The sequence below is a fragment of the Mycobacterium sp. ZZG genome (assembly GCF_054786995.1).
Window position 1 is genome coordinate 62,647 of record NZ_JBTBFV010000018.1, and the last position, 26,856, is coordinate 89,502.

Annotated in this window: 21 protein-coding genes; 9 read left to right on the plus strand and 12 right to left on the minus strand. The window is 70.0% G+C overall.

Translation table 11 applies throughout. The annotated features are described in order from the left end of the window. Positions 1-13 precede the first annotated feature (13 nt). From ACXMYJ_RS12940 to ACXMYJ_RS12955, 4 genes are read left to right on the plus strand one after another with little or no spacing between them, the layout of a single operon-like run. Positions 14-814 carry a ribosome hibernation promotion factor gene (locus ACXMYJ_RS12940; protein WP_460356640.1) on the plus strand — a complete coding sequence of 267 codons (801 nt, stop codon included), beginning with the start codon at positions 14-16 and terminating at the stop codon, positions 812-814. A 45-nt stretch (positions 815-859) separates the two neighbouring features. Beyond that, entirely contained in the window at positions 860-1,753 is an 894-nt protein-coding gene (locus ACXMYJ_RS12945; protein ID WP_460356643.1) for a universal stress protein, read from the plus strand. Between the two features lie 29 nt (positions 1,754-1,782). After that, positions 1,783-2,370: an Rv1733c family protein gene (locus ACXMYJ_RS12950; RefSeq protein ID WP_460356646.1), complete on the plus strand. Its 588-nt coding sequence runs from the start codon at positions 1,783-1,785 to the stop codon at positions 2,368-2,370. After that, positions 2,367-3,116, plus strand: a complete 750-nt coding sequence (locus ACXMYJ_RS12955; RefSeq protein WP_443188076.1) for a universal stress protein — start codon at positions 2,367-2,369, stop codon at positions 3,114-3,116. The genes ACXMYJ_RS12950 and ACXMYJ_RS12955 overlap by 4 nt, the downstream gene beginning before the upstream one ends. On the opposite strand, the gene ACXMYJ_RS12960 is transcribed toward ACXMYJ_RS12955, so the two are convergent. Then, positions 3,080-3,943, minus strand: coding sequence for a universal stress protein (locus tag ACXMYJ_RS12960; RefSeq protein ID WP_460356650.1), 864 nt, complete (start codon positions 3,941-3,943; stop codon positions 3,080-3,082). The genes ACXMYJ_RS12955 and ACXMYJ_RS12960 overlap by 37 nt on opposite strands. 3 nt (positions 3,944-3,946) lie before the next feature. Next, a complete protein-coding gene (locus tag ACXMYJ_RS12965; protein ID WP_460356652.1) occupies positions 3,947-4,930 on the minus strand; it encodes an Acg family FMN-binding oxidoreductase in 984 nt (327 codons plus the stop codon). A 127-nt stretch (positions 4,931-5,057) separates the two neighbouring features. Between ACXMYJ_RS12965 and ACXMYJ_RS12970 the strand changes: the two genes are divergently transcribed. Then, a complete protein-coding gene (locus tag ACXMYJ_RS12970) occupies positions 5,058-6,527 on the plus strand; it encodes a bifunctional aminoglycoside phosphotransferase/ATP-binding protein (protein WP_460356654.1) in 1,470 nt (489 codons plus the stop codon). Between the two features lie 12 nt (positions 6,528-6,539). Here the strand turns inward: ACXMYJ_RS12970 and ACXMYJ_RS12975 are convergent, their stop codons facing one another. The 5 genes from ACXMYJ_RS12975 to ppsA form a co-directional block, all read right to left on the minus strand. Next, entirely contained in the window at positions 6,540-8,849 is a 2,310-nt protein-coding gene (locus tag ACXMYJ_RS12975) for a heavy metal translocating P-type ATPase (RefSeq protein WP_460356657.1), read from the minus strand. A 10-nt stretch (positions 8,850-8,859) separates the two neighbouring features. Then, on the minus strand, positions 8,860-9,738 hold the full coding sequence (locus tag ACXMYJ_RS12980) for a universal stress protein (protein WP_260757362.1): 879 nt from the start codon (positions 9,736-9,738) through the stop codon (positions 8,860-8,862). A 40-nt stretch (positions 9,739-9,778) separates the two neighbouring features. Then, positions 9,779-10,591: a universal stress protein gene (locus tag ACXMYJ_RS12985; protein WP_460356659.1), complete on the minus strand. Its 813-nt coding sequence runs from the start codon at positions 10,589-10,591 to the stop codon at positions 9,779-9,781. A gap of 28 nt (positions 10,592-10,619) precedes the next feature. Further along, on the minus strand, positions 10,620-10,922 hold the full coding sequence (locus tag ACXMYJ_RS12990) for a hypothetical protein (protein ID WP_460356661.1): 303 nt from the start codon (positions 10,920-10,922) through the stop codon (positions 10,620-10,622). A 117-nt stretch (positions 10,923-11,039) separates the two neighbouring features. Then, positions 11,040-13,319 (minus strand): phosphoenolpyruvate synthase, encoded by a 2,280-nt coding sequence (gene ppsA / locus ACXMYJ_RS12995; RefSeq protein WP_460356663.1) that lies wholly within the window; start codon positions 13,317-13,319, stop codon positions 11,040-11,042. A gap of 168 nt (positions 13,320-13,487) precedes the next feature. Here ppsA and otsB point away from each other — a divergent pair, with 168 nt between their 5' ends. Then, positions 13,488-17,432 carry a trehalose-phosphatase gene (gene otsB, locus ACXMYJ_RS13000; RefSeq protein WP_460356666.1) on the plus strand — a complete coding sequence of 1,315 codons (3,945 nt, stop codon included), beginning with the start codon at positions 13,488-13,490 and terminating at the stop codon, positions 17,430-17,432. On the opposite strand, the gene ACXMYJ_RS13005 is transcribed toward otsB, so the two are convergent. Genes ACXMYJ_RS13005 through ACXMYJ_RS13025 form a run of 5 tightly spaced genes read right to left on the minus strand, consistent with a single transcriptional unit; the run spans position 17,425 to position 21,953 of the window. After that, positions 17,425-17,931, minus strand: coding sequence for a hydrogenase maturation protease (locus tag ACXMYJ_RS13005; protein ID WP_460356669.1), 507 nt, complete (start codon positions 17,929-17,931; stop codon positions 17,425-17,427). The two genes, otsB and ACXMYJ_RS13005, sit on opposite strands and share 8 nt — an antisense overlap. Next, on the minus strand, positions 17,928-19,229 hold the full coding sequence (locus tag ACXMYJ_RS13010) for a Ni/Fe hydrogenase subunit alpha (RefSeq protein WP_460356672.1): 1,302 nt from the start codon (positions 19,227-19,229) through the stop codon (positions 17,928-17,930). The genes ACXMYJ_RS13005 and ACXMYJ_RS13010 overlap by 4 nt, the downstream gene beginning before the upstream one ends. Next, positions 19,226-20,014, minus strand: coding sequence for an NADH-quinone oxidoreductase subunit B family protein (locus tag ACXMYJ_RS13015; protein WP_260757372.1), 789 nt, complete (start codon positions 20,012-20,014; stop codon positions 19,226-19,228). The genes ACXMYJ_RS13010 and ACXMYJ_RS13015 overlap by 4 nt, the downstream gene beginning before the upstream one ends. Beyond that, on the minus strand, positions 20,015-20,854 hold the full coding sequence (locus tag ACXMYJ_RS13020; protein WP_460356675.1) for an FAD/NAD(P)-binding protein: 840 nt from the start codon (positions 20,852-20,854) through the stop codon (positions 20,015-20,017). After that, a complete protein-coding gene (locus ACXMYJ_RS13025; protein WP_443188063.1) occupies positions 20,847-21,953 on the minus strand; it encodes a 4Fe-4S dicluster domain-containing protein in 1,107 nt (368 codons plus the stop codon). Before ACXMYJ_RS13025 ends, ACXMYJ_RS13020 begins: the two co-directional genes overlap by 8 nt. A 102-nt stretch (positions 21,954-22,055) precedes the next feature. Here ACXMYJ_RS13025 and ACXMYJ_RS13030 point away from each other — a divergent pair, with 102 nt between their 5' ends. Genes ACXMYJ_RS13030 through ACXMYJ_RS13040 form a run of 3 tightly spaced genes read left to right on the plus strand, consistent with a single transcriptional unit; the run spans position 22,056 to position 26,686 of the window. Beyond that, the gene (locus ACXMYJ_RS13030; protein WP_460356678.1) at positions 22,056-23,978 is read left to right on the plus strand and encodes an erythromycin esterase family protein; all 1,923 of its coding nucleotides are present in this window, start codon (positions 22,056-22,058) and stop codon (positions 23,976-23,978) included. Beyond that, positions 23,975-24,919, plus strand: coding sequence for a 1-phosphofructokinase family hexose kinase (locus ACXMYJ_RS13035; protein ID WP_443188062.1), 945 nt, complete (start codon positions 23,975-23,977; stop codon positions 24,917-24,919). Before ACXMYJ_RS13030 ends, ACXMYJ_RS13035 begins: the two co-directional genes overlap by 4 nt. A gap of 57 nt (positions 24,920-24,976) precedes the next feature. Continuing rightward, the gene (locus ACXMYJ_RS13040; protein WP_460356681.1) at positions 24,977-26,686 is read left to right on the plus strand and encodes a GAF domain-containing sensor histidine kinase; all 1,710 of its coding nucleotides are present in this window, start codon (positions 24,977-24,979) and stop codon (positions 26,684-26,686) included. Positions 26,687-26,856: the final 170 nt, after the last annotated feature.

The window sequence follows — 26,856 nt, forward strand, 5'->3', positions numbered from 1 at the left end:
GTACCAACGAGTCATGAGCAACCGAGTAGAGGCGTCTCCGGCCGTCGACGTCGATGTGACGACACACGGCGAGTTTCCGGGCGCTGCCGACTACGCGCAGGCCAAGATCGACGGATTGTCCCGCCTGGCCCGCAGGCCGGTGACCTACGCGCGTGTCCGACTGACCCGGCGGCACGACCCGGCGGTGGAGCGACCGGTGATCGCTCAGGCGAATCTCGAGGTCGGCGGGTTTCTCGTGCGCGCGCAGGTCGAGGCGGTCACCGCGCGGGAGGCGGTCGACGAGCTGGAAGCGCGCTTGCGTCGCCGGTTGAAACACCTGGCCGAGCGCTGGGATGCGCCGCGCGGCCCGGATGCGGCTCCGCCGTGGCGGCACGAGGAGAAGGCGCAGCGGAGTCCCCGGGCTCTGGAAAGGACGGCGCCGGAGCCCAGGCTGGTGCGCCGCAAGTCCTACGCCATGGCGCCGTGCACGGTCGACGAGGCCGTGACGGAGATGGAACTGCTCGATTACGACTTCCACCTGTTCACCGAAAGCGGTTCGGGCACAGCGGCGGTCATCTACCGGTCGGGGCCCACGGGATACCGTCTGGCGTTGGTGGCGCCGGCCCTGGCCGGTGAGGTAACCCCGTATCGGGAACTCGTGACGATCAGCCCGCACCCGCTTCCCTGCCTGCGCGAGCAGGATGCGCTCGAGCGCCTTGCCCTGCTCGACCTGCCGTTCCTGTTCTTCGTCGACGCCGCACAGGGCCGGGCCAGCGTGCTGTACCGGCGCTTCGACGGTGACTACGGGTTGCTCACCCCGGCAGGGGCTCCGTGATGACGACCGTCTCGCCGGCTCACATCCCGAACGAAAGGTGACACAGTGTCTCTCCCTGTGAACAGGCCGTACGGCGTAGTCGCGGCGGTCGACGGCTCACCGACCTCGCTGGCGGCGGCGCAGTGGGCGGCACGCGAGGCGTCGCTGCGGGATGTGCCCATCACGCTGGTCCATGTCCAACCGACCGACGAGATCGGCCCGTGGCTGGACGTGCCGGTGACACCCCAGTACACCGAGGCGCTCGACCGCCGTTCGGCTGAGATCATCGCGGAATCGGTCAAAGCCGTCTCCGCGGCCCTGCAGGATCGGCGTCAGGTGCCGGTCAAGGAACTGACCCTGTCCGGTCGGGTGAAAGCGGTGCTGGTCGATGCGTCCGAGCAGGCCGACCTGCTGGTCGTCGGTTGCCGGGGCCTCAGTGCGCTGGGGCGGCTTCTGCTGGGGTCCACCACCACCTCGATGCTGCATCACTCCCGGTGCCCGGTCGCGGTGATCCATGACGAGCAGCCGCGCACCGACGGGGATCTGTCGGCGCCGGTGGTCGTCGGTGTCGACGCGTCACCGGCTTCGGAACCGACGTTGGCGCTGGCCTTCGACGAGGCGTCACGGCGCGGGGTCGGGCTCGTCGCGGTGCACACCTGGATGAACAGAGCCGATTTCTACGTCGACGTGGCCGTCGGGGACCTGGCGGCGCAGGCCGACGAAGAACTGGCCCAGCGCCTGGCGGGATGGGGTGAGCGGTACCCCGACGTCCTGGTTCGGCGGGTGGTGGCACAGGACCATCCGGCGCACCGGCTGATCGAGGAGTCGCGACGGGCCCAACTGCTGGTCGTCGGCAGCCACGGTAGAGGCGGGTTCGCCGGCCTGCCGCTCGGCTCGGTCAGCAGCGCCGTGGCGCAGGCGGCGCGCATCCCTGTGATCGTGGCGCGCGGCGCTGACTGAGGCCGACCCATCGCAGACCGGAGCCCGTTATGCAGACCTTCACCCTCGGCCTCGGTGTCTGGCTACGTCGCCTCCTGTCCCGCAGCCCTCTCGTCCGGCCGACCGACCGCGTCGAGGCGACCGCGGTGATGCTGATCGTCGTCGCGAGCGTGCTGACCGTTCCGGTCGCCGGGGCGGTCGGCACCGCCGAATACGACCGCCTGGCACATGCTTTCGCCGCGCAACGGCTCTCTTACCGGGCAGTCGAGGCGACCGTGGTGCAGGACAGCCGGGCGGCGCCGCAGCCGTACGAGAAGCCGTACCTGACCGAAGTCGGCTGGAACTTCGCGGGTGTCGCGCACACCGCCGGGATCAGGACGTACCGGATGAGCGCCGGCGAGCAGCTGACGATATCGGTGCGCGAATCCGGGGAACTGGTCGAGAAGGTGCAGACCGACGAGGACGCCGCCGCCCAGGCGGTCATCGTCGCGCTCGGGGTGTGGTCGGCGGTGACCGGTCTGGGGGCGGCGACCTGGCTGCTGCTGCGCCTGCGGCTCGACCATCTTCGGTTCGCGGCGTGGGACCGGGATCTCGAAGACCTCGCCGACAACGGCGGCCGCAGGAACAACCCGACATGAGCACAGAACCGCCGCTGGCTCACGCGCCGGTGGTCGTCGGTGTCGACGGATCCCGGGCGGCGATCAACGCCGTGCAGTGGGCCGCCGCCGAGGCGCTCGCCCTGGGCGTGTGCCTGCGCCTCGTGCACGTCGTCGCGACACCGGCGCCGGACGACGACGTGCTCGCGCGGGCCCTGGAGCGGGCCGAAGCCGCGGCGGGACGGTCCGGGCTGCAGGTGGAAACCGCGTCGGAACCCGGCACACCCGGGGAGATCCTGCTGCGGGAGTCCCGGCACGCGTCGATGATCTGTGTCGGCTCCCGGCCGGTCGAGGACTCCGAGTCGGAGTCGGTCGGCCCGACCGCACGGGCGCTGGCCGAAGCGGCGGGCTGTCCGGTCGCGATCATCAGGACTGGACGAGACGGTTCACCGCGGACCGACGGCGTGATCTCGGTGGTGCTCTCCGACGACGACGACAGCGACGCCGCCGTGGGCCTGGCGATGCACGAGGGCCGGCTGCGTCACGCGACCGTGCGGCAGATCGACCGGCGCACCGGCAGCTGGGTGCGGCGGTACCCGGACGTGCACGTCGAGCTGGTCGCCGCGGGCACCGGCCGGCAGTACACCCGAAACGAACTGTCCGGCAACGGGGTCGGACTTGCCGTGGTGGGACGCCGGGACGCTCAGGAGCTGGCCGGGGTGGGCAGGCGCAACTGCCATCCGATCCCCGGCTACCCGGACTGCTCGCTGTTGCTGGTCCGGTCTTGAGGCGCGGGTTCAGGGGGACCATCGCAGATCAGGATGTCGAATCCGCAATCGACGCACGGGGTGAGCAGTTCGGCGACATCGGCCGCCCGTTCGCGGGGCAGCACTGCCAGCCGGATGCTCTTACGGTGCCGGGCAAGGTAATTGAGGATGCTCCCGGGGATCGCGGTGACGTGTACATCGAGCTCCGGGTGCTGTCGGCGCCACGGAGCCAGCCGGCGCTCCCACCGGGCCCGGACCAGACGGTTCTTTCTCGCCACCGCGTGATCGTCGTAGATGTCCGGGTAGCGGGACGGCCACGCCGCCACGACGCGCAGCGGGGCGTCGCGGAGCAGGGACTCGTCGACGGCGCGTGACAGCGTCACGTCGTCGGGCGGGGACTCGCCGATTTCGGCCACCACCCAGCGCGCGCTGCGGAGGTGGTCCGTCGAGTGGATGATCGCCACCGGGCAGCGGGCCGACGATGCCACCTCGGCGACGGTGGATCTGACCTGGCGGTTCCCGTGAGAGGGGTCGGTGAAGCCCAGACAGAGCAGGGCCGCGTCGCGTGACGCGGCGGCCAGGATGGGCGCCGTTGCGCCACAGACGATCTGGGCCTCCACCCGGACCGGCGTGCCGACGGCCTCGACGGCGGCGAGCGCGCTGTGGACGATGTGGCCGGCGCGGGCGAGGTCATCGGCACCGACCTGGCCGCCCGCCGTCGTGGCGACGGCGTGCACGAGGCGCAACGGGAGATCTCTGCTGGTGGCCTCGTCGATGGCCCAGACCGCGGCCGCGGTACCGGTTCGGGAGCCGTCGATCCCGACGAGCACCGCCGGCGACCTGGACACGGCTCAGTCCCTGACCTGGAGGACGTCCGAGACCGCACGGCGAGGGGTCGGCGGTTCGAGCCCACGGTCGGCAGGGGCCGAACCCACGCGGATCAACAGCTGCGGAGAACTCTGCGCGCCGGTCAGCCCCGCGACGGTCTTCCGGCTCTCCGCGATCTCGGTCAGGTGGGACAGCGTGCACGTCGCCAGTCCCACCATGGTCGCGTCGAGGAGGAACGACGAGAGCATCTCCCCGCACCGCAGCAGACTGTCCCGATCGTCATCCCCGGTCGACAGCACGACCACCTTGGCGCGGTCCTCGGTGATCTCCGCGCGCCGATCACCGTGACCCGCGGGCGGGAAGTCGCGGCCGATGTCGGTGTCATCGCGCTCGGCCGGGGACAGCAGCGCCGACGACGGAATCCCCTCGGCCACCTCGACATCGGCGGTCCACCCGACGAGTTCGGCGTGATAGTCGGAGTCGTAGCGCCGTGCCGCCCTGGTCAGCTCCGAGGCCTTTACGAGCGCGGCCCGCGCCTCGTCGGGGAGGACGTGCAGGGACACCCCGGCGGTGCCCGGCGCCTGGGCGAGTTCCCGCAGAAATCCGTCCCAGTCGGGCGGTTCGGCGAACGGCAGCCGATCGGTGTGCCGGCGCAGGATGGCATCGGCACGGCGGCGGTGGGCGTCGGTGACGAAATCCATGGGGCTGAAGTCCACGGACGCCAGGTGGTCGCGGTTGTTCGGGTTCGGGAACCGGTCGGTGTTGGCCCGCCAGCCCGCCGCCGCCATGGCCACCCGGAAATGGTCGAGCGCCGCTCCGCAGCTGATCACCAGCTCCCGCCCGGTGGGGTCGGTGTGCCGCGGGGCCGCGGCGTCGTCGAGGAAGAGCATCACCGCCACACCGTCGGTGACCCACCGCCACGGCTGGCTGTTGTGCAGGGACGGCGCGCGGGAGGCCAGGGCCACGGCGTCGGTGATGACCTCGATGTCCACGGCCGTGTCGCGCATCTGAAAACCTCCGTCCGGCCCCTCCACTGTGACCGGAGCCGGTCGGAGCGTCCAGGGCCAATGGTCCTCAGCGCCGGGACCGGGTGGCCCTGCCGGCGCGCGGCGGTGCTGAAGCAGAATCACCGCCATGAGCGGCATGCCCTCGACGGCCACCGGCGGCCTCGGCGCCGAAGTGCACGAGACACATACCGGCCTGGTCGCGCTGGTCGGAGGCCGGGCGTTCAAGGTGAAGAAACCCGTGGTCACCGATTTTCTCGATTTCAGCACCCAGGACCGGCGGGAGGCCGCGTGCCGGCGTGAGGTGGAGCTGAACCGTCGGCTGGCGCCCTCGTCGTACCTCGGACTGGGGCAGTTCCAGTCGCCGTCGGGTGACACGGAACCTGTGATCGTGATGCGCCGGTACCCCGACGACGAACGGCTGTCCGCGCTGGTGCGCGCCGGCGCCCCGGTCGAGCGGTGGCTGGTGTCGATCGCCGAGGTGGTGGCGCGGTTCCACGCGCGCGCCGAGCGCGGACCGGCGATCGACCGGGAGGCCACCCCGGCGGTGCTGACCGCCCGGTGGCAGCAGAACCTCGCGGAGTTGCGGCGGCACGCCGGCACCGTGCTGTCCGACGAGTCGATCATCGAGATCGAGCGGTTGGCGATGCAGTACCTCGCCGGTCGTGAGCCGCTCTTCGCGGCCCGGATCGCCGCGCACCGCGTCGTCGACGGCCACGGCGATCTGCTCAGCCAGGACATCTTCTGCACCGGTGAAGGCCCGATGCTGCTGGACTGCCTGGAGTTCGACGACCGGCTCCGGTACGTCGACGGGATCGACGACGCGGCGTTCCTGGCCATGGATCTGGAGTTCCTCGGCCGTCCCGATCTGGCCGCGCTGTTCCTCGAGGAGTACTGCCGCCGGGCCGAGGATGTGGCGGCACGCACGCTGCGCCACTTCTGTATCGCCTACCGCGCGACGGTGCGCGCCAAGGTCGATTGTGTGCGGGTCGATCAGGGGCATCCCGACGCCGCTGCCGACGCCCGGCTGCACCTGTCGATCGCGCTGGCGCGTCTGCGGTCGGCGAGCGTGAAGCTGGTCGTGATCGGCGGGGGGCCGGGCACCGGCAAGACGACGGTGGCCCACGGGCTGGCCGAGAAGATCGGGGCGCAGGTGATCTCCACGGACGAGGTGCGGCGCGAGCTGATCAGCAGTGGTGAGATCGAGGGCCGGTCCGGTGGACTCGGCACCGGTCTCTATGCGCCCGAGAAGATATCGGCGGTGTACGACGAGGTGCTCCACCGGGCGCGCACCTGGCTCGGCGCCGGGCATCCGGTGGTGGTGGACGGGACGTGGCGCGAGGGCGGTCACCGGAGCCAGGCGCACGCCGTGGCGGCCGAGACCTACTCGCCGATCGTCGAATTGCGGTGCACGCTACCGATTTCCGAAGCGCAACGACGCATCGCGGACAGGACCGGGTCGGCGTCCGACGCCACCCCCGCGATGGCAGCCGAGCTTTCCGGCTGGGAGGCGGACTGGCCGGGCGCACACAGGGTCGACACCGCGGGAGCGCCGGCCGACGCGGTGGCCGAGGCCTACCGGGTGTACGTCGGCCTGTAGCCACCGGCGGCCTCACCGATCGGCGTCCTCCTGCGCCAGCGTGAAGTAGTTCTCCTCCTCCTGGGCGAAGTGCAGCCGCAGCAGCGCGTGCAGGCCGTAAAGGCACGCCAGCAGGTCGTCGACTTGATAGGGCTGGATTCCGCCTGCGGTCTCGGCCAGGTGCACGTGGGTGCCGATGCGGTCGGACAGGCGCTGGATCTCGGCGTGCATCCGGCTCATGGTGGCGGTGGCCTCGCCGCTGCGCAGCGGTGCCGCCAGCGCCGGATACAGCTCGGTCTCCTCGGCGCGCTCGTGCGGCAGGATCCGGTCGGTGAGCAGCGTGTAGCACTGCCGCACCGACTCGTATGCGGCCGCGTCGGCGCCCGCGGCCAGCCGGTCCGCGCTGTCGCGGATGTGTCCCACCGCATCGCGAAGCTCCTCGTGCTCGGCGGCGAACCCGTGCAGCATCGTCTCGGTGCGGGCAGCCAGGTCGACCCTGGTGTGCGGGTTGTGACGCAACGCCCGCAGCGCGTTCAGAATGACCGCCACGTCGATGCCCTCCTGCAGCAGCGCGCCGGCCGCGGGCGGCAGCCAGCCCATCGCGGCCGCGGCCATCGCCAGCAGGGACAGCGACATACCCACGACCGCGCTCTGCACCGCGACGCGCCGTGACCACCGGGCGATGTCCATCGCGTCGGCGAGACGGTCCAGGCGATCGGTGGTCAACACGATGTCGGCGGCCTCCGACGACGCGGTGGCCCCCCGCGCCCCCATCGCGACCCCCACCGTGGCCGCCGCCAGTGCGGGGGCGTCGTTGATGCCGTCGCCGACCATCACCGTGATCGCGCGCGTGCGCTCCCGCTGCACCGCGGCGACCTTGTCGGCGGGGGTCTGCTGGGTGTACACCTCGTCCAGCCCGAGCACGGTGGCGACCTCGCGGGCCGGTTCGGGCCGGTCGCCGGTGAGCATCACCAGGCGATCGAACCCGGCTTCCCGTAAGCGCCGCATCGTTCGGGGCGCCTGACGGCGCAACGGATCCCGCAGCAGTACCGCACCGACCGGTGCTCCGTCGGCGCACACCCACGCCAGCGCGGCGCTGTCCAGGCGCGCCCGGTTCACCGCGCCCTGTGCCCACTCCGATCGCGCGGCGTCGTCGCCCAGTTTGCCGACGGTCACCCGCCGGCCGTCCAGCACCGCACTGACCCCGCGCCCGGGCTCCTCCGCAGCCTCGGCCGGAAGCGACAGCCGCAGGCCGCGGGCCAGTGCCTCCGCGACGATGGCTTCGGCAAGCACGTGGGGGGAGACCTGATCCACCGAGGCCGCCAGGCGCAGCACCTCGGCGGTGTCGGCGCCCGGAGCCGTGACCACGTCGACGACCTCGGGTTGGCCCATCGTCAGCGTGCCGGTCTTGTCCATCACCAATGTGCTCGCGTGGCCGAGGTTCTCCAGGGCGCCGCCGCTGCGGATCACCACCCCGGACCGGGAGGCGCGGGACAGACCCGACACGATCGCGACCGGAGCGGCCAGCAGCAGCGGGCACGGGGTGGCCACGACCAGCACCGCGACGGCCCGCACCGGCGACCCGCTGACCAGCCACGCGATGCCCGCCATCGCCAGCGCGAGCGGCAGGAAGTAGGCAGCATAGCGGTCGGCGAGCCGTACCACCGGCGCGCTCTCGGCCCCGGCCTGCTGCGCCAGCCGTACGATCCCGGCGTAGGTGCTGTCCTCGGCCGTCGCCGTGACGCGCAACGCGAACACGTCGCCGGCGTTGACCACTCCGCTGCGCACGGCGTCCCCGGCGGGGCGTTCCACCTGGAGGGATTCGCCGGTCAGCGCGGACTCGTCGAGCACCGCGACGGACTCGATGACGCGTCCGTCCACTGGCACTACGTCTCCGGGGGCGATGACCAGGATGTCGTCCACCACGACATCGCCAATGGGGATCACCTCGACCACGTCGCCGGTGCGGCGCCGTGCGAAGCGGGGCGCCCGTTCCAGCAGCGCCTTGAGGTCCCGCGACGCCCGGCGCGAGGCCGCGGCATCCAGGGCGCGGCCGCCGGCCAGCATCACCGCGACCAGCGCACCCGCGAGATACTCGCCGACCAGCAGCGTGCCCCCCAGCGACAGCACCGCGATCAGGTCCACGCCGAGGCGTCCGTTGCGCAGTGCGAGCAGCACCCACAGCACGGCGGGCACGATCGCGATGGCCGTCCCGGCGGCCCAGCAGAGGTCGGCGACTCGGGGAGCCCCTGACAGCCACGCCACTCCGCCGGCCGCCAGTGCCCCGACGGTGAGAACGGTCAACGTGGGCTCCAGTAGGGGGCGCCAGCGGGACGGCTGCACGCCGGGCATCTCAGCCGCGCACGACGGCGACCGGCGCGAGCGCCGACTCGGCGACGGCGGTGCTGACCGAGCCCAACAGCAGACTCGCGACGCCGCCGCGACCGCGGCTGCCGACGACCACGAGCTGACACTGCCGGGACTCGTCGATCAGCCACCGGGCCGGCTTGTCGCACACGATCCGGCGCCGGACGTGAACGTCGGGATAGCGCTCCTGCCAGCCGGCCAGCCGCTCGGCGAGGATCTCGTGTCCCTGCTGCTCGTACTGCTGCCAGTCCATTCCGAGGATCGGGAAGACGGCGACGTCGCTCCACGCGTGCAGCGCCACCAGGTCGGCGCCGCGTCGGGAGGCCTCGTCGAAGGCGAACGCCGTGGCCTTCTCCGACGCCGGGGAACCGTCGATGCCGAGCAGCACCGGCAGTGTGCCGCTGTCCTTCTGCACCACACCCTCTTTGGTGATCACAACCGGACACCGCGCATGGTGCAGCAGTGTGCGGCTGACCGACCCCAGCACTGCGCCGCCGACCGGGCCCAGCCCACGACTGCCGAGCACCAGCACGTCGGCGTGTTTGGAGGCATCGGTGAACTCGGGCACGATGCCGTCGTGGCGGAGCTCGACGTTTACCGCCAGCGGCGCGCCGTCCGGCACCGCTGCGGCCAGGATCTCCTGGGCCTGCTTGAGCACCCGCTGGGCGTTGTCTTCCTGCCAGTCATAGAAACTCGACACGACCGTCTCGATCGGCCACGTGACCACGATCGGCGACACGACGTGCATCAGTGTCACCGGGCGCTGACGCAGGACCGCTTCCTGGGCGGCCCACCGCACCGCCGCATGCGACTCGGATGAGCCGTCGACGCCGACGAGGATCCCGAGATCGGTGGCTTCGCGCATGGCTGTCTCCTTGTGTGTTGGGCGGGTGTTTCGGAAACCATCAGGACCGGACGACGAGCGCCGAGGATGCGCCGTGCCGCAGCGCGGAGCGGCCGTGGCCGACGATCTGTGCGACCTCGTGGGCCTCGTCGTCACCGATCACAGCGAGAAGTACGGGTTCGTCGTGCTTTTTCAGGAAGTGCGCGACGTCGGCCCGATCGGTGATCGGATAAACGTGCACCTGCGGGTAGCGCTGATGCCATGGACGGATTCGTTGTTCGAGTGCGTCAGTCGACGCCGCCGCCTCGCTGTCGCCCAGAACCAGCACCGGAGCATGACGCAGTGCCGCCTCCTGCAGCGCCTGCTCGATGACGACGCCGTTGTGGGGACGGTCGTTGACCGCGACGATGATCCAGCTCGGTCCGTCGGTGCTGTCACGCGGCCGAGGCCGGATCACCGCGACCGGGCAGCGGGCCTTCGCGGCCACGTCCGCGGCGGTGGAGCCGAGAATCGAACGGGCGTACCGGCCGATGCCGACCGAACCCACACACACCATCTGCGCATGCTCGGACAGCGAGACCAGCGCCTGTGCCGGCGGTCCGTCGGCGATCGCGGTCTCGACGTCCACGGCTTCACCCGCGGCCTCCGCGAGAGCCTTTGCCTCACGCAGACTCTCACGACCCCGGCGCACGTCCTCGGCGTACTCGCAGGCGTACTCGGCGGCGTTGCGGTGGACCGGCTTGGTGACGTAGACCAACCGCAGTGCGGTCCCCCGTGCGGCGGCTTCGTGCACCGCCCACAGCGCAGCGCCCAGGGCCGCCGCCGAACCGTCGACACCGGCGACCACGGGCATGGAGCTGTTCGCGGTTGTCATCGCGTTCTCCGTTCGCAGAGTGTGATTCTCACGTTAGGGAGCCGCGCGGAACCGGCCTAGGGCCATTGGTCCTTGCAGGGTGACTGAACCGCGCGGCGCGCCGGTGCACCCGGTGGGCACGCCCACGGGTGCGCAGGGGCTCGTCGGCCACATGCACGGGTTCGCCGTAAAACATCGTCTTGGTGACATCGACCAGGACCAGGTAGCCGAGGGTCAATACCACCAGCGCGGCGAAGAACTGCCAGGGAAGTGGCGTGAATCCGAGGTGGGGGCTCAGGGGTGAGATCGTGAGCGCGACACCGATCACGATTGCCGACGCGGTGGCGACCACCAGTGCCGGGGAGGGTCTGCTCTGAGTCGGCGAGATGCGCGCGAAAATCGTCGTGCGTCGGACCGCCGCTTCGAGCTCGTGGTCGTCGAGGTGCTCCAGGTCGGCCCCGGTCGACCGTCACCGTGCGGAGGCGAGCAGGATCCGCCGCTCCGCGGCGGCGATCACCCGGCGGGTGGCATCCATGGCGTCGGGGTTCACCGACACCGAGGTGATGCCGAGCCGCACCAGGTGCTCGGCGAACGCCGGGTTGGTCGACGGCGCCTGACCGCAGAGTGACGAGGTGATTCCGAACTTGTTGGCGGTCTGGATGATTCGCCGGATGGCATGCAGCACCGCGGGATCGGATTCGTCGAACAGTTCGGCACACACGTCGGAATCCCGGTCGACGCCGAGCAGCAGTTGGGTCAGGTCGTTGCTGCCGATGGAGACCCCGTCGATCCCCATGCCGATGTACTCGGGCAGCCAGTGCACCACCGACGGCACCTCGGCCATCACCCAGCGGTGCACTCCGCGTTGGCGGCCCAGCGGGCTCGCATCGACCAGCGACAGGCACTCCTCGAGCTCCCACCGGGTGCGCACGAACGGGATCATCAGCGCGACGTTCGGCGATTGCTCTCGCACCCGGGCCAGCGCCTCCAGCTCGAGCGCGAACAGTTCTGGTTCCTTGATGTAGCGGTAGCAGCCGCGGAACCCGATCATCGGATTGTGTTCCACCGGTTCGTATTCGGCGCCGCCCACCAAGCCGCGGAACTCGTTGCTGCGGAAGTCGGTGGCGCGGTAGACCACGGGCCGCGGCGCGAACGCTGCGGCGATCCTGCCCACCGAGGACACCATCTTCTCGACGAGGCTGTCCTGTTCGCCGTGCGCGATCAGGTCACGGGGATGGCGACCGCCGAGCGCCTCGGTCAGCATGAACTCCGCGCGCAGCAGACCCACCCCGTCGACCGGTTGGGCGGCAACGGTTTCCGCGCTCTCCGGCATCGCGAGGTTCACGTACACCCTGGTGCCGGTGACCTCCCCTGTCGCCGCGACCGGCGCGGTGCGTTCGGCCACCGTGACCTGCGGTGCCTGCTCGACGCGGCCCGACACCACCTCGCCGCGGGCGCCGTCGACGGTGACGGTGGTGCCGTCGTGCAAGTCCCGGGTCCCGGTGCGGGTGCCGACGATGCAGGGGACCCCCAGTTCGCGTGCCACGATCGCGGCGTGGCATGTCATTCCTCCGGTGTCGGTGACCAGCGCGGCCGCCCGCCGGATCGTGGGCAGCCAGTCCGGGTTCGTCATCTGCGCGACCAGGATCTCCCCCTCCTGCAGGCGATGCCCCTCGTCCGGTGTCTGCAGCACCCGCACCTTGCCCGACGCGATGCCCGGCGCCGCGGCCAGCCCGCGGGCCAGCACCACGTGCTCGGTCCGGGCCGGCGGGGTGGTGTGCCCGAGCGTGGTGATCGGCCGGGCCTGCACCAGGTAGGCGGCGCCGTCGGCGATGGCCCACTCGGTGTCCTGCGGACAGCCGTTGTGGCGCTCGGTGGCGATCGCCAGCTCGGCGATCGAGTGCAGCTCCCCGTCGGTCAGCACCCGGGATGCCGCCGTGGCGTCGTCGAGCTGCACGTGCGTGTCGGTGCCGTCCTCACCCCGCACAATCTTGAAAGCCTTGTTGCCCAGCCGGACGTCGATCGGTTGCATGGTGTCCTTGGAGACCACGTAGGTGTCGGGTTCCACCGCACCGGAGACCACCACCTCGCCGAGACCGAACGCGGCTTCGATCACCACGCGGTCCCGCGCGCCGGTGCTCGGGTCGGCGGTGAAGGCCACACCGGATTTGTCCGAGTCGACCATCTGCTGCACCACCACGGCCATCGCGGGATCGCCGAGGAAACCGCGGCTGGCCCGGTAGGTGATGACGCGCGGACTGAACAGCGACATCCAGCACCGCGTCACCGCGGTGACGAGCCCGTCGTCGCCGGTGATGTTGGTCAGGGTCGCGTTCATCCCGGCGAACGACGCGTCGGCGCCGTCCTCGCCGGTGGCCGACGAGCGCACGGCGACCACGGTGCCCGGGCCCATCGCGTGATAAGCCGCCAGCATCGCCGATCGGGTGGTGTCGTCGACGCCGGCCTTGCGCACCAGGCCCTGCATGCGCTCGCAAAGCTCACCGAGCCGCGTGGTGTCGGCAACGTTGTCGAGCGCCTCGCGATGCAGCGCCGCCAGCTCCGCCTCGACGCCGCCGGCGCGCATGGAGTCCCGGTAGCAGTCGCGCAGCAGGACGAAACCCGGCGGCACGGGGAGTTTCGCGGCGACGAGCTCGCCCATGTTTGCGCCCTTGCCGCCGGCCTCCTCGGCGTCACCGATGGTCAGGGCCGAGATGTCGCGCAGGTGGGAGTGGCGGGTTCCTGAGTCCATGGGTCAAGCCTGCACCCCCACCGTCGCCCCGGCGTAGCGTGTGAGGTCGCTTTCGTCCGGGCCGAAAGTCCTTAGTTGGTAGGGGCTTAGGTCCTCTCTGGGACACTCAACCGCGGAAAAGGACTTCGTCCCCTTCCGGGACGGGCTCCGGCGCGCTGGCATGAGGAGATGGGGCTGCCGGTGTTCATCGATCCGCGCCATCACGACGCGGTGCTCTTCGACATGGACGGGGTGGTGACCGACACCGCGGCGCTGCACGCCGCCGCGTGGAAGGCCACATTCGACGACTTCCTCAGCCGGCGGTCCGCCGCGCCGGGCGAGGATCTGTCCGCCGCGACGGACCGGGATTTCTGCGACTTCATCTCCGGCAGAAAGCCTTTCGATGCGGTGAAGGGATTCCTGGAGAGCCGCGGGATCGCCGTCCCGGACGGCGCGCCGGATGGACTGGACGAGGCCAGCGTCTGGGGTCTGGTTCACCGCCGCCAGCAGCTGTTCGCCGACATGCTGGCCGACGGGGTGCCGGTGTTCGCCTCGACCGTGGACCTGGTGCGCCGGCTGTTGGCGGCCGATATCGCCGTGGCGGTGTTCTCGACCAGCCGTGACTGCGCCGAATTGCTGGATGCAGCAGGTGTTTCTGACCTGTTCCCCGTGCGGGTGGACGGCGTCGTGGCCGACGAGCTGGGCTTGCCCGGCGAACCCGATCTGGCGATGCTGCGGGAGACCGCCAAGCGGCTCGGGGTCCATCCGGGGCGCTGCGTCGTCGTCGACGACGGGCTCGCGGGAATCACCGCCGCGCGTGAAGGCGGCTTTGCGTTGATCATCGGGGTGGACCGGGCCGACCGCGCCGAGGACCTGCGCCGCTGTGGTGCGGACGTCGTGATACCCGATCTGGTCGCGGTCACCGTGCGCGACAACTATCGGCACATCTCCGAACTGTCCGACGCGCTGCTGTCCTACAGCGAGATCGTGCCACTGGCCGAGACGCGAACTCCCGCCGTGCTGCTCGATTTCGACGGCACGCTGTCAGACATCGTCGGGGATCCGGCCGGGGCGACGCTGATTCCCGGGGCCCGGGCGATGCTCGAAGCGCTCACGGCACGCTGCCCTGTCGCGGTGATCAGCGGCCGCAGCCTGGCCGACATCCGGGACCGGATCGGGGTGCCCGGCATCTGGTACGCCGGCAGTCACGGGTTCGAACTCTGCTCCTCGGACGGGGTGCGTCACGACAACGAAGCAGGTCTGGAAGCCGTGCGCGTGCTCGCCGGTGCCCTGGCCGAGCTGCGCGGGCGGGTCGGCGGGGTCGACGGCGTGTTGATCGAGGACAAGCGGTTCTCGATCGCCGCGCACTATCGCAACGTCGACCCCGGTTCGGTCGACGACGTCGTCGCGGCGGTGCGGATCATCGGTCAGCGTCACGGCCTGCACGCCGGCGGCGGGCGCAAAGTCATCGAGCTGCAACCGGATACCGGCTGGAACAAGGGCAAGGCGGTCGAGTGGATCCTCGACCGCATCGACGGCGACGAACTGCTACTGCCCGTGTACATCGGTGACGATCTCACCGACGAGGACGGCTTCGACGCGGTGCGCCTGCGGGGGATCGGCGTGGTGGTCCGCAACGCGGAATCGGGGGACCGCCGGTCCGCGGCGCGGTTCGCCCTTGACGGGCCAGAAGCCGTCTGCCGCTTTCTCACCCGGCTATCCGATCAGCTCGCCGTCGAACAGGACATCACCAACGATCCGTGGATGCTCACGTTCGGCGGCTATCTGCCCGACGACGAGCGGCTCCGGGAGGCGCTGTGCACGCTCGGCAACGGCTACCTGGCGGCCAGGGGCGCCGCGCCCGAGTGCGGTGCCGGGCGGTCCCACTACCCGGGCACCTACGCGGCGGGGATCTACAACCGTCTCACCGACGAGATCTCGGGCACCACCGTCGACAACGAGAGCATGGTGAATCTGCCCAACTGGCTGCCGGTGACGTTCCGCATCGACGGCGGGGAGTGGTTCGACATCGACGCGGTCGAACTCACCTCCTACGTCTGCACGCTGGACCTGCGCCGCGCCACCCTGACCCGAGAGTTCGTGATGCGGGACGGGCAAGGGCGGATCACCGATGTCCGGCAGCGCCGGCTGGTGGCGATGCACCGGCCGCACGTGGCGGCGATGCGGACCACCGTCCATGCCGAGAACTGGTCCGGGAGACTGGAATTCCGTTCGGTGATCGACGGAGGGGTGGAGAACCTCGGAGTGGAGCGGTACCGGGACCTGTCCTCGCGGCACCTGGCGGTCGACGGTCTGCGCGAATTGTCCGATGACGCCGTGCTGTTGGAGGCGCAGACCGGTGAGTCGCAGATCCAGGTCGCGGTCGCGGCACGCAACCGCCTGACCGGAGGGGAACCCGCGTCGGTCGCCCGCGCGATCATCCGGGACGACACCCGGATCGGCCACGACATCGCCGTCGAGGTCACCGGCGGTCGTGCCGTCACACTGGAGAAGGTGGTCGCGGTGTACACCAGCCGCGACCATGGCATCTCCGGGCCGGTCACCGCGGCCGAGCGTGAAGTGGCCGCCACCCCCGGCTTCGACGAACTGGAGGAACGGCACCGGCTGGCGTGGGCCCACCTCTGGGAGCGGTTCAACGTCGACATGGGACACGACCCCGATCTGTTGCGCCTCGTGCGCCTGCACCAGCTGCACCTGCTCCAGACGCTGTCCCCGCACACCGCCGATCTCGACGTCGGCGTGCCGGCGCGGGGACTGCACGGCGAGGCCTACCGGGGCCACGTGTTCTGGGACGAGCTGTTCGTCTTCCCGGTGATGAACATGCGGTTGCCGAAGGTCACCCGCTCGCTTCTGCTGTACCGCTACCGGCGGTTATCCGAGGCCCGACGGGCTGCGTTCGAGGCGGGGTTCGCGGGGGCGATGTTTCCGTGGCAGTCGGGCAGCGATGGCCGCGAGGAAAGTCAACGGCTGCATCTGAATCCGCGGTCGGGTCGGTGGAACCTCGACGCCAGCGCCCGCGCCCACCACGTGGGCCTGGCCATCGCGTTCAACGTCTGGCAGCACTATCAGGTCACCGGAGACATCGGGTTCCTCATCGACTACGGCGCCGAGATGCTGGTCGAGATCACCAAGTTCTGGGTCAGCGCCGCGAGCCTGGACCCACAGCGGGACCGGTATGTGATCCGCGGGGTGATCGGCCCGGACGAGTTCCACTCCGGTTATCCGGGCCGGGAGTACGACGGAATCGACAACAACGCCTACACCAACCTGATGGCGGTGTGGGTGATCATGCGGACCCTGGAGGCCCTCGAGCGGTTGCCGCTGTCCTACCGGCTGGCGCTTCTGGAGACGGTCGGGGTCGGTGACGAGGACCTCGCGCAGTGGGAGGACGTCAGCCGGCGGATGTTCGTGCCGTTCCACGATGGCGTCATCAGCCAGTTCGAGGGTTACGAGCAGCTGCGCGAACTGGATTGGGAGGCGTACCGGAGCCGCTACGACAACCTGCAGCGGCTGGACCGCATTCTCGAAGCCGAGGGCGACAGCGTCAACAACTACCAGGCGGGCAAGCAGGCCGACACGTTGATGCTGTTCTACCTGCTGTCCGCCGACGAGCTGTACGAGTTGTTCGACCGCCTCGGCTACAACTTCGTGCCCGAACAGATCCCGGCCACCATCGACTACTACCGGCAGCGCACCTCACACGGGTCCACCTTGAGCGCGGTGGTGCACTCCTGGGTGCTCGCCCGCGGCAACCGTCGCCAGGCCATGCACTACTTCCGTCAGGTGATGGCCTCCGACGTGGTCGACATCCAGCGCGGCACCACTCCCGAGGGCATCCATCTGGCGGCCATGGCGGGCAGCATCGACCTGTTGCAGCGGTGCTTCACCGGGCTGGAGCTGCGCCGTGACCGGATCGTGGTCGGCCCGCTGTGGCCCGAGCCGCTGGGCAGGCTGGCCTATACGTTCCGCTACCGCGGGCACCGGCTCAGGTTGACGGTGTCGGGGCGGTCCTCGACGCTCAGTGCAGAACCCAGTGACGCCTCGCCGGTATTGGTCGAATGCAGGGGCCAGTCACAGAATCTCGTCGCCGGTGGCACGGTGGAATTCACTTGATGACCGGGCTGACCCGGGTGCCGGCGGTCCCTGACACGATCCCGGCGCAAGGTGGCCCGCCCCGCAGTTCGGACACCACCGCGGCAACCACCGTCGGCACCGCCGCTGTGAGCGCGGAGCTCAGCCCATCACCGAATGCCACCTCGGCCGCGTCGACGGCGAGCACCACCAGCCGCCGCGGCGCACGGCCCAGAACCTGCCCGAGCGCATAGGCCGCGGGCAGGTCCAGTGCATGTGTGCTCACCGTTGCCGGCCGCAACCCGGCCTCCGGTGTCCAGCGGCGGATCCGGCCCGGGACGGCGTCGTCGCCGGCGGCCGCGTCGACCACCACAGTCAGCTCGGTCCCGTCCCACGCATCGATCATCTCGGCTGGATCGTCGGTGGCGACCATGACCCGCACCCCGCGCAGTGACAGCTTGCCCACCTCGGCGGCGACGGCCGGGCCGATGCCGTCGTCGCGACGGAACGGGTTGCCCACCCCGATCACCAACGCGCTCAACGGCGTTCGACCGTCAGCGTGAGAAAGTGCGCGGCACAGGAGATGCACGGGTCGTGGTTGCGGATCGCCTTCTCGCACAGCGACGTCAGCGCGACGTCGTCGAGGTCGAGGTTGGCGCCCACCAGCACGCCCATCTCGTGTTCGAGCGCGGCCTGGTTCTGTGCCGTCGGGGGCACCATCGTCGCCGCGCGGATCAGGCCGTCGTCGCCGATCTCGTAGCGGTGGTACAGCAGTCCGCGCGGCGCCTCACTCGCGCCGTGCCCGACCCCGGCGCGGGCCGGCACGTCGACATGCGGACGCGAAGGCGGTTGGTAGCTGTCAATGATGCGCAGTGCCTCGTCGAGCGCGTACACCACCTCCACCGCGCGAACGACGATGCTGCGGAAAGGGTTACGGCAGGTCGCGGCGAGACCGGCGTCCGCCGCGGTCTGGGCTGCCAACGGGGACAGGCGCGCCGAGTTCAGTGAGTACCGCGCCAGCGGGCCGGTCAGATAGCGGGCGCCGTCCAGGGTCGCGTGCAGCGCCGTGGAATGCGGCACCTGCGATTCGACCACGTGGTCGCCGAATTCGCGGACGTCGAACGACGGTCCGGAGCTGCGTGCGACGGTCCCGTTCTCGATCGGGTAGCGGTCGGTGGCGGTCAACGCCAGGAACTCGTGGTCGAACTCGGCGTCCGGATGATCGAGCCGCGCGACGTAGTCAGCGGTGTGCAGCGCATCGTCGAGGGCGCGGCGCAGCTGCTCGGCCAGCGGCCGCAGCTGTGCACGGGACGGCACGGAGTAGAAGCCGCCCAACCGCACGTTGACCGGATGGATGGCGCGGCCGCCGAGCTGCTCCATCAGCCGGTTGCCCGCCTTCTTCAGCGCCAGCCCGCGCTCGACGAGCTCGATGTGGTCCCGGGCCATCGCGACGATGTCGGGGTAGCCCAGGAAGTCGGGCAGATGCAACAGGAAGATGTGCAGGGCGTGGCTGTGGATCCACTCGCCGCAGTACAGCAGCCGGCGCAACGCCACCAGCTCGGGGTCGACGGTCACCCCGCAGGCGTCCTCAATGGCGTTGCACGCGCTGATCTGGTACGCGACCGGGCAGATGCCGCACACCCTGGCGGTGAGGTCGGGCGGCTCGGTGTAGGAGCGGCCGCGCAGGAACGCCTCGAAGAACCGCGGCGGTTCGTAGATGTTGAGTTCCACGGTGTCGACCACACCGCCGGTCAGCGTCACGTTCAGCGCACCCTCACCCTCGACCCGGGTCAGTGCTCCGACGCGTAGGGTGCGGCTTCCGTTGTTCCCGGCGTTCACGGCTCGTTGCGCTCGGTGTCGGTGCGTGCGGTGTCGTTGCGTTGGCCGGCGAAGCGGGTGACGTTGAACGTGCTGAACACCCGCTCGACGTCGGGGCCCGACATCCCGTCGCGGCGCAGCACCGGGATCAGCGCCGCGGTGTTCGGCGTAGCGGCCGGGCCGAAGCAGCCGTAACACCCTCGGGACAGCGACGGGCACAGCGCGCCGCAACCCGCGTGTGTGACCGGGCCCAGGCACGGGGTGCCGTCGGCGACCACGACGCAGGTGACACCGCGGTTCTTGCACTCGGTGCACACCGTCTTGGCGGGCAGCCGGGGTTTCCTGCCGACCAGCAGCGCCGCGAGGGTGTCGAGCAGTTGTCCGCGGTCGATCGGGCACCCCTGGAGCTGGTAGTCGACCGTGACATGCGCCGAGGCGGGCGTCGAGGTCGCCAGGGTGTCGATGTACTCGGGTTGCGCGTATACGAGCGAGGTGAACTCGTCGACGTCGGCGAAGTTGCGCAGCGCCTGGATCCCGCCCGCGGTCGCGCACGCGCCGATCGTCACCAGGATCTGCGATTGGGCCCGGATCTCGGCGATCCGCCGCGCGTCGGCCGCGGTGGTGATCGATCCCTCGACCAGAGAGACGTCATAGGGGCCGGCGGCGATCGCGCTGGACGCCTCCAGGAACGTGGCGATCTCTACCTGCCCGGCGAGGGTCAGCAGCTCGTCTTCGCAGTCGAGCAGCGTCAGCTGGCAGCCGTCACACGAGGCGAACTTCCACACCGCGAGCCTGGGGACACTCATCTATAGCTCCTCGACCTGCAACAACGGCCCGACGACGTCGTAGCCGACGACCGGACCGTCGCGGCACAACAGCAGCGGGCCCAGCTGGCAGTGCCCGCACCAGCCGACGCCGCACTGCATGTTGCGTTCGACTGAGAGTTCGATAGCGTTCGGCGCCAGTCCTTTTCGCAGCAGCTCGGCGGCTGCGCCGCGCATCATCATCTCCGGCCCGCACAGGAATGCCGTCGTGGTGTCTGAGTGCAGCGGCAGCCTGCGCAGCGGCTCGCAGACGTTGCCGGTCTCGCCCTGCCAGCCCTGCACCGGCACATCGACGGTGATGTGCACATCGATGACCCCTTGCCGGCTCCAGCCGTCGAGCTCGTCGGCGAACAGGAAGTCCTCGCGGGTCCGTGCCCCGGCTATCAACGTCACCCGGCCGAACCGGTGCCGTTCGGCCAGCGCGACGCACACCACCGGCCGCAGCGGCGCCAATCCGACTCCGCCCGCGACGATCACGAGGTCGCGGCCGGTGGCGCCGGCCAGCGCCCAGCTGGTGCCGAAGGGTCCGCGCAGGCCGATCACCGAATCCGGTTCGGCATCGTGGAGGGCCCGGCTGACCGCGCCTACGGCCCGCACGGTGTGGGCGACGGTCTGATCCGGCGGATCCGGCAGTCCGCTCACCGAGATCGCGATCTCGCCGATCCCGAACGCGTACATCATCATGAACTCGCCGGGCGCGGGCGGAGGCAGCGCGGCGTCGACCGGCGCCAGACGCAAGGTCGCAGAATCGCGATTCTCGACGACACGGCTGACCACGCGGTAGGGGACCGGCGTCATGGCGGTGCGGCCGGTCTCAGTCATCGCCCGGATCCGCCAGTTCCGACAAGGTCGTCATCTCTTCGGTGATGTCGATCCCGGTGGGGCACCACGCGATACAGCGTCCGCAGCCCACGCAGCCCGAGGTGCCGAACTGGTCGTGCCACGTGCCCAGTTTGTGGGTCAGCCAGTGCCGGTACCGCGACGACCCGGACTGCCGCACGCTGCCCTCGTGGACGAACGTGAAGTCGAACTCGAAACACGACGCCCACGTCAGCCACCGTTGGGCATGCGTGCCGGTGAGGTCGGTGACGTCTTCGGTGCTGGTGCAGAAGCAGGTCGGGCAGACCATGGTGCAGTTGCCACACGTCAGGCAGCGTGACGCGACCTCGTCCCAGTGCGGTGACTCGCGGGAGTCCGCGAGCAGGTTGCGCAGGTCACCGGCCGGCATCTGGCGGCCCATGTGGTGTGCCGCCTTGGCGACACTGTCGCGCGCGCAGTCGATTTCGGAACTGTGCGGATCGCGGTGCGACACCCGGCGCAGCACGTCGGCGCCGGCTTCGCTGGCCACGTCGACCAGGTAGCGGCGGCCGTCCTGTCCGGTCTGTTCGGTCAGGGCCAGATCGTAGCCGGGACCGGCGCCGGGGCCGGTGCCCATCGAGGCGCAGAAGCACAGACCTCCCGGTTCGGTGCAATTGACCGCGACGACGAACGCGCGTCCGAGGCGCTCGGCGAAACTCTGATCCGGATGGGTGCTCCTGCCCAGCACTCTGTTGAGCACGGCGATCGCGGCGAGGTCGCAACCACGGACCCCGAGGAACGCGTAGCGCACCGGCGGGTCCTCGCTGTCGGCGCCGCCCGGCCCGGAACTCCAGATCTTCTGCCGGGGCGGATGCAGGAACTGTTTCCACGATTGCGGACCGGCCGAATGGTTGAACACCGCGTCGTCGTCCCGGCGGCGCAGCCGGTAGTGTCCCGGAGCGACGTCGACCCCCCACCCGGCCGGCAGCTCGTCGGCGCTGTCGATCTCGGCGAGCACGATCGCACTGCCGGACACGGTCGGACCCACCACCCGGAATCCCATGTCTTTGAGCGCGGAAACCAGCTGCTGCAGCCCCGCGGACTCGATCACCGCGACCTCCATGCCAGCCATGGTGCCCCTGGACGGCCTCCGGTGCCGATGGTTGACCAAAGAAGTGACTTTGTGCCACAGATTCGGGACCGGGACGGTGGGTAGCGTCCCTTCATGACGATTGCACGACGCGCCGTAAGCGGCGGGCCCAGACGAGTGTTCCGCGATCGCCGTGAAGCGGGGCAGGTGTTGGCCGGTCTGCTCGGCGGATACCGCGGCCGAGAGAACATCGTGGTCCTCGGGTTGGCCCGAGGCGGCATCCCGGTGGCTTGGGAGGTGGCCGCGGCACTGGGCGCACCGCTGGATGCGTTCATCGTGCGCAAGCTCGGCGCGCCCGGCCACGATGAGTTTGCGATGGGCGCGCTCGCCAGCGGCGGCAGGGTGGTCGTCAACGACGACGTGGTGCGCGCGTTGCGGGTGTCGCCCCAGCAGCTGCGGGACGTGGCCGAGCGGGAGGGCCGGGAACTGCTCCGTCGTGAGGCGGCGTACCGCGGCGGACGGCCACCGCTCGAATTAGCCGGTAAGACAGTGATTCTCGTCGACGACGGGGTCGCAACCGGGGCGAGCATGTTTGCCGCTGTGCAGGCGCTGCGCGAGATGGACCCGGCCGAGATCGTCATCGCGGTGCCGGCGGCCCCGGAATCGACGTGCCGAGAGTTCACCGGCGTCGTCGACGACGTGGTGTGCGCCTCGATGCCGACGCCTTTTCTCGCAGTGGGGGAGTCGTTCTGGGACTTCCGGCAGGTCAGTGACGACGAAGTGCGCGAACTTCTCCAGACCCCGACCGTCGGGACGGGCACGGCGCGGATCCGGCTGGCCGAGACTCCCGCGGAGATCCTCGGCCGCTGCGCCGTGAACGCCCCCGCGGGTGTGCCGCCGCGGGAGGCGCTCGACGAACTGATCGGTGACGCGCGCGTCGTGCTGATCGGCGAGAGTTCCCACGGCACAAACGAGTTCTACGACGCCCGCGCCGAGATCACCAAGTGGTTGATCGAGGAGAAGGGTTTCTGCGCGGTGGCCGCCGAGGCCGACTGGCCCGACGCCTACCGGGTGAACCGCTATGTGCGCGGGCAAGGCGGTGACGGCTCGGCCGAAGAGGCGTTGAGCGGCTTCGAGCGTTTCCCGGCGTGGATGTGGCGCAACACCGTGGTGCGGGATTTCGCCGGATGGCTGCGGGCAAGCAATGCCGAGCGCCGCGCGCACGGCAACCGGGAGGCGGGCTTCTACGGACTGGACCTCTACAGCCTGCACCGGTCCATGCGCGAGGTCGTCCACTTCCTGGACAACGTCGATCCTGCTGCGGCGCAGCGGGCACGCGAGCGCTACTCCTGCTTCGACCACACTTCGGCCGACGACGGTCAGGCCTACGGTTTTGCCGCCGCGTTCGGCGCCGGTCTGTCGTGCGAACGCCAAGCGGTCGAACAGCTCGTCGAACTGCACCGCAACGCCCTGGAGTATGCGCGCCGCGACGGGATGCTCGCCGAGGACGAACTCTTCTACGCCCAGCAGAACGCGCAGACGGTCCGTGACGCGGAGATGTACTACCGGGCGATGTTCGGTGGCCGGGTCACATCGTGGAATCTCCGCGACCGGCACATGGCCACGACACTGGAGGCGCTGCTCCGCCACCTGGACCGGCATCTGGAACAGCGCGGCGGTACCGAACCGGCGCGGATCGTGGTGTGGGCGCGCAACTCTCACGTCGGCGATGGGGTCGCCGAGCGCAAGGTGGTCCGCCCGGCGCTGAACGGCAGTGTGGAAGAGCTGTTCCACGAGGTCGACCGTCCCGAGTTCCTGGTGTCGCCCCTGATCAGCCGCGCCGCCGCCGAACCGTTGGACGACGTCCGGCTCGTGCGCGCCATCGGGGTGATCTACCTGCCCGCCACCGAGCGGCAGAGCCACTACTATCACGTCCGGCCCGGCGAACAGTACGACGGGATCATCCACATCGACAAGACCACCGCGCTGGAGCCGCTGGAGGTCACCAGCGTCTGGGTGGCCGGCGAGACTCCCGAGACCTACCCCACCGGTCTATGAGCGGCTCGGCGATCGTCACGTTGACGATGAACACCGCGCTCGATGTCACCGCCGAGGCCGACGAAGTCGTTCCGACCGAGAAGATCCGTTGCCGCGCAGAGAGATACGACGCGGGCGGCGGCGGGGTCAACGTGGCCCGCTTCGCCCACGCACTCGGTGCGTCGGTGTCGGCGGTGTTCACCGCCGGCGGCTCCACCGGTGCGCGGGTCATCGATCTGGTGCACGCCTCCGGCGTACCGGAGGACCCGGTGCTCATCGACGGTGCAACGCGGGAGAGCTTCACCGTCAACGAGCGGGTCAGCGGCAAGCAGTACCGCTTCATTCTCCCCGGGCCCGTCCTGAGTGCAGGTGAACAGGCGCGGTGCCTCGAGGCGCTTCGGCGCTCCGCGAGGTCCGCGCAGATCGTCGTCGCCAGCGGCAGCCTGCCACCGGGGGTGCCGCCCGATTTCTATCGGCGGGTCGCCGACGTCTGCACGGCTACAGGCGTTTTGCTGATTCTGGACACGTCCGGGAGCGGGCTGAGCCATGTCACGTCCGGAGTCCACCTGCTCAAGCCCAGCGTCCGTGAGCTCCGCGAGTGTGTCGGCAGACCGCTGGCAACGGAACCGGAGCAAGTCGCCGCCGCCCGCGAACTCATCGACCGCGGCGTGACGAAAGCGGTGGTGGTGTCGTTGGGTTCGCAGGGCGCGCTGCTGGTCACATCCACTGACGGGGAACGGTTTCCGGCGCTGCCGGTCACGTCGGTCAGTGGTGTGGGCGCGGGCGACGCCATGGTCGCCGGCATCACCGTCGGCCTCGCCCGCCGTTGGCCGCTGGAGCGGGCGGTGCGGTTCGGGATGGCGGCGGCCACGGCGAAGCTGCAGACCCCGGGCACCTCGGTGTTCCACCGCGACGACGCCGAGCGGTATTTCCGGGCGCAACTATCACATTCGGATGCCTGACACGGGGATTCGGACCGATGTTGCACGTTTCGTCCGCACGGATGGCACCATGGTGGCGTGACCCGCAAGGGCAAGCCGGCCGCCGAAACCGGCGCGCGTCCGCTCCGCGACACGCTGTCTCAGCTTAGGCTTCGCGAACTTCTCAACGAAGTGCAGGACCGTGTCGAGCAGATCGTCGAAGGGCGCGACAGGCTCGACGGGCTGCTGGACGCCATGCTGGTGGTGACGTCGGGGCTGGAACTCGACGAAACACTGCGCACAATCGTCCGTACCGCGATCGACTTGGTCGACGCCCGCTACGGCGCGCTCGGGGTGCGCGGACACGACCACGAGCTGGTCGAGTTCATCTACCAGGGCATCGACGAGGCCACCAGGGAGAAGATCGGGCACCTCCCCGAGGGACGCGGCGTGCTGGGTGTGCTGATCGACGATCCGAAGCCGATCAGGCTCGACAGCATCTCGAAGCATTCGGCCTCGGTCGGGTTCCCCGAACACCATCCACCGATGCGGACGTTTCTGGGCGTACCAGTGCGTATCCGCAACGAGGTGTTCGGCAATCTCTACCTGACGGAGAAAGCGGGCGGGCAGCCGTTCAGCGAGGACGACGAGGTCCTGGTCCAGGCGCTGGCGGCCGCGGCGGGCATCGCCATCGAGAACGCCCGGCTCTACGAACACTCCAAGATCCGGCAGTCCTGGATCGAGGCCACCCGCGACATCGCCACCGAGATGCTCTCCGGCGTCGATCCCGCGAAGGTCTTCCGGCTGGTCGCCGACGAATCGCGGCACCTCAGCGGAGCGCAGACCACCTGGGTCGCGGTGCGTCCCGACCTCGATGACCTGGAAGGCCCGGTCGACGAGCTGGTGGTGGCGGCGACCGCCGGTGACAGCCCGGTGAGCACCTCGACCGCGATCCCCATCGCGGACAGCCCGGTCGGGGACGTCTTCGCGACCGGGACGCCGCGCCGCTTCGACGAGCTGGACTTTCAGCACTCGGGGCCCGGACCCGCGCTGGTGCTGCCGCTGCGGACGGCCGAGACGGTCGCCGGCGTGTTGGTGGCGGTGCGGCCCCAGCCGGCGCCGCCGTTCAATGGCGACGATCTCGACATGATGGCGGCGTTCGTCGACCAGGCGGCTCTGGCCTGGCAACTGGCCAGCACGCAGCGGCAGTTGCGCGAACTCGACGTGCTCAGCGACCGCGACCGCATTGCCCGCGATCTGCACGATCACGTGATCCAGCGCTTGTTCGCCGTCGGACTGGCGCTGCAGGGCACGATTCCGCGGGCCCGCGCCGCCGACGTCCAGGAACGACTCACCGAGTGCGTCGACGACCTGCAACAGGTGATCCAGGAGATCCGCACCGCGATCTTCGATCTGCATGGCGGTCAGGGCGGCAGCACCCGGTTGCGGCAACGGCTCGACGAGGCCGTCGCCCAGTTCACCACCCCCACGTTGCACACCACGGTGCAGTACAAAGGACCGCTGTCCGTGGTCGACGGGGTGCTTGCCGACCACGCCGAAGCCGTTCTCCGCGAAGCCGTCAGCAACGCGGTCCGCCACGCCGCGGCCACCACGCTCGACGTCAGCGTCACCGCCTCGGACCAGCTGTGCATCGAGGTCGTCGACAACGGCCGGGGGATCCCCGCGGACATCACCGGAAGCGGGTTGAACAATCTGCAGCAGCGGGCGGTCGAGGCCGACGGCATGTTCACCGTCGACCCGGTGCCCTCCGGTGGCACCCGGCTGCGGTGGTGTGCGCCGCTGCGGTGAATCACCCCTTCGCGCACGCTTTTTGGTGCGTCATCGTGTCAGAGCTGCCTGCCATAATCGAAGGTATGTTCGAGGGTGTCGAGCCGCGGGAGCTTATCGAGGCGATGGGTTCGGCGGCGCGTGCCGAGTCGGCGGCGATCGCGCAGCGGCTTGAAGCTGTGGCTGTGTTG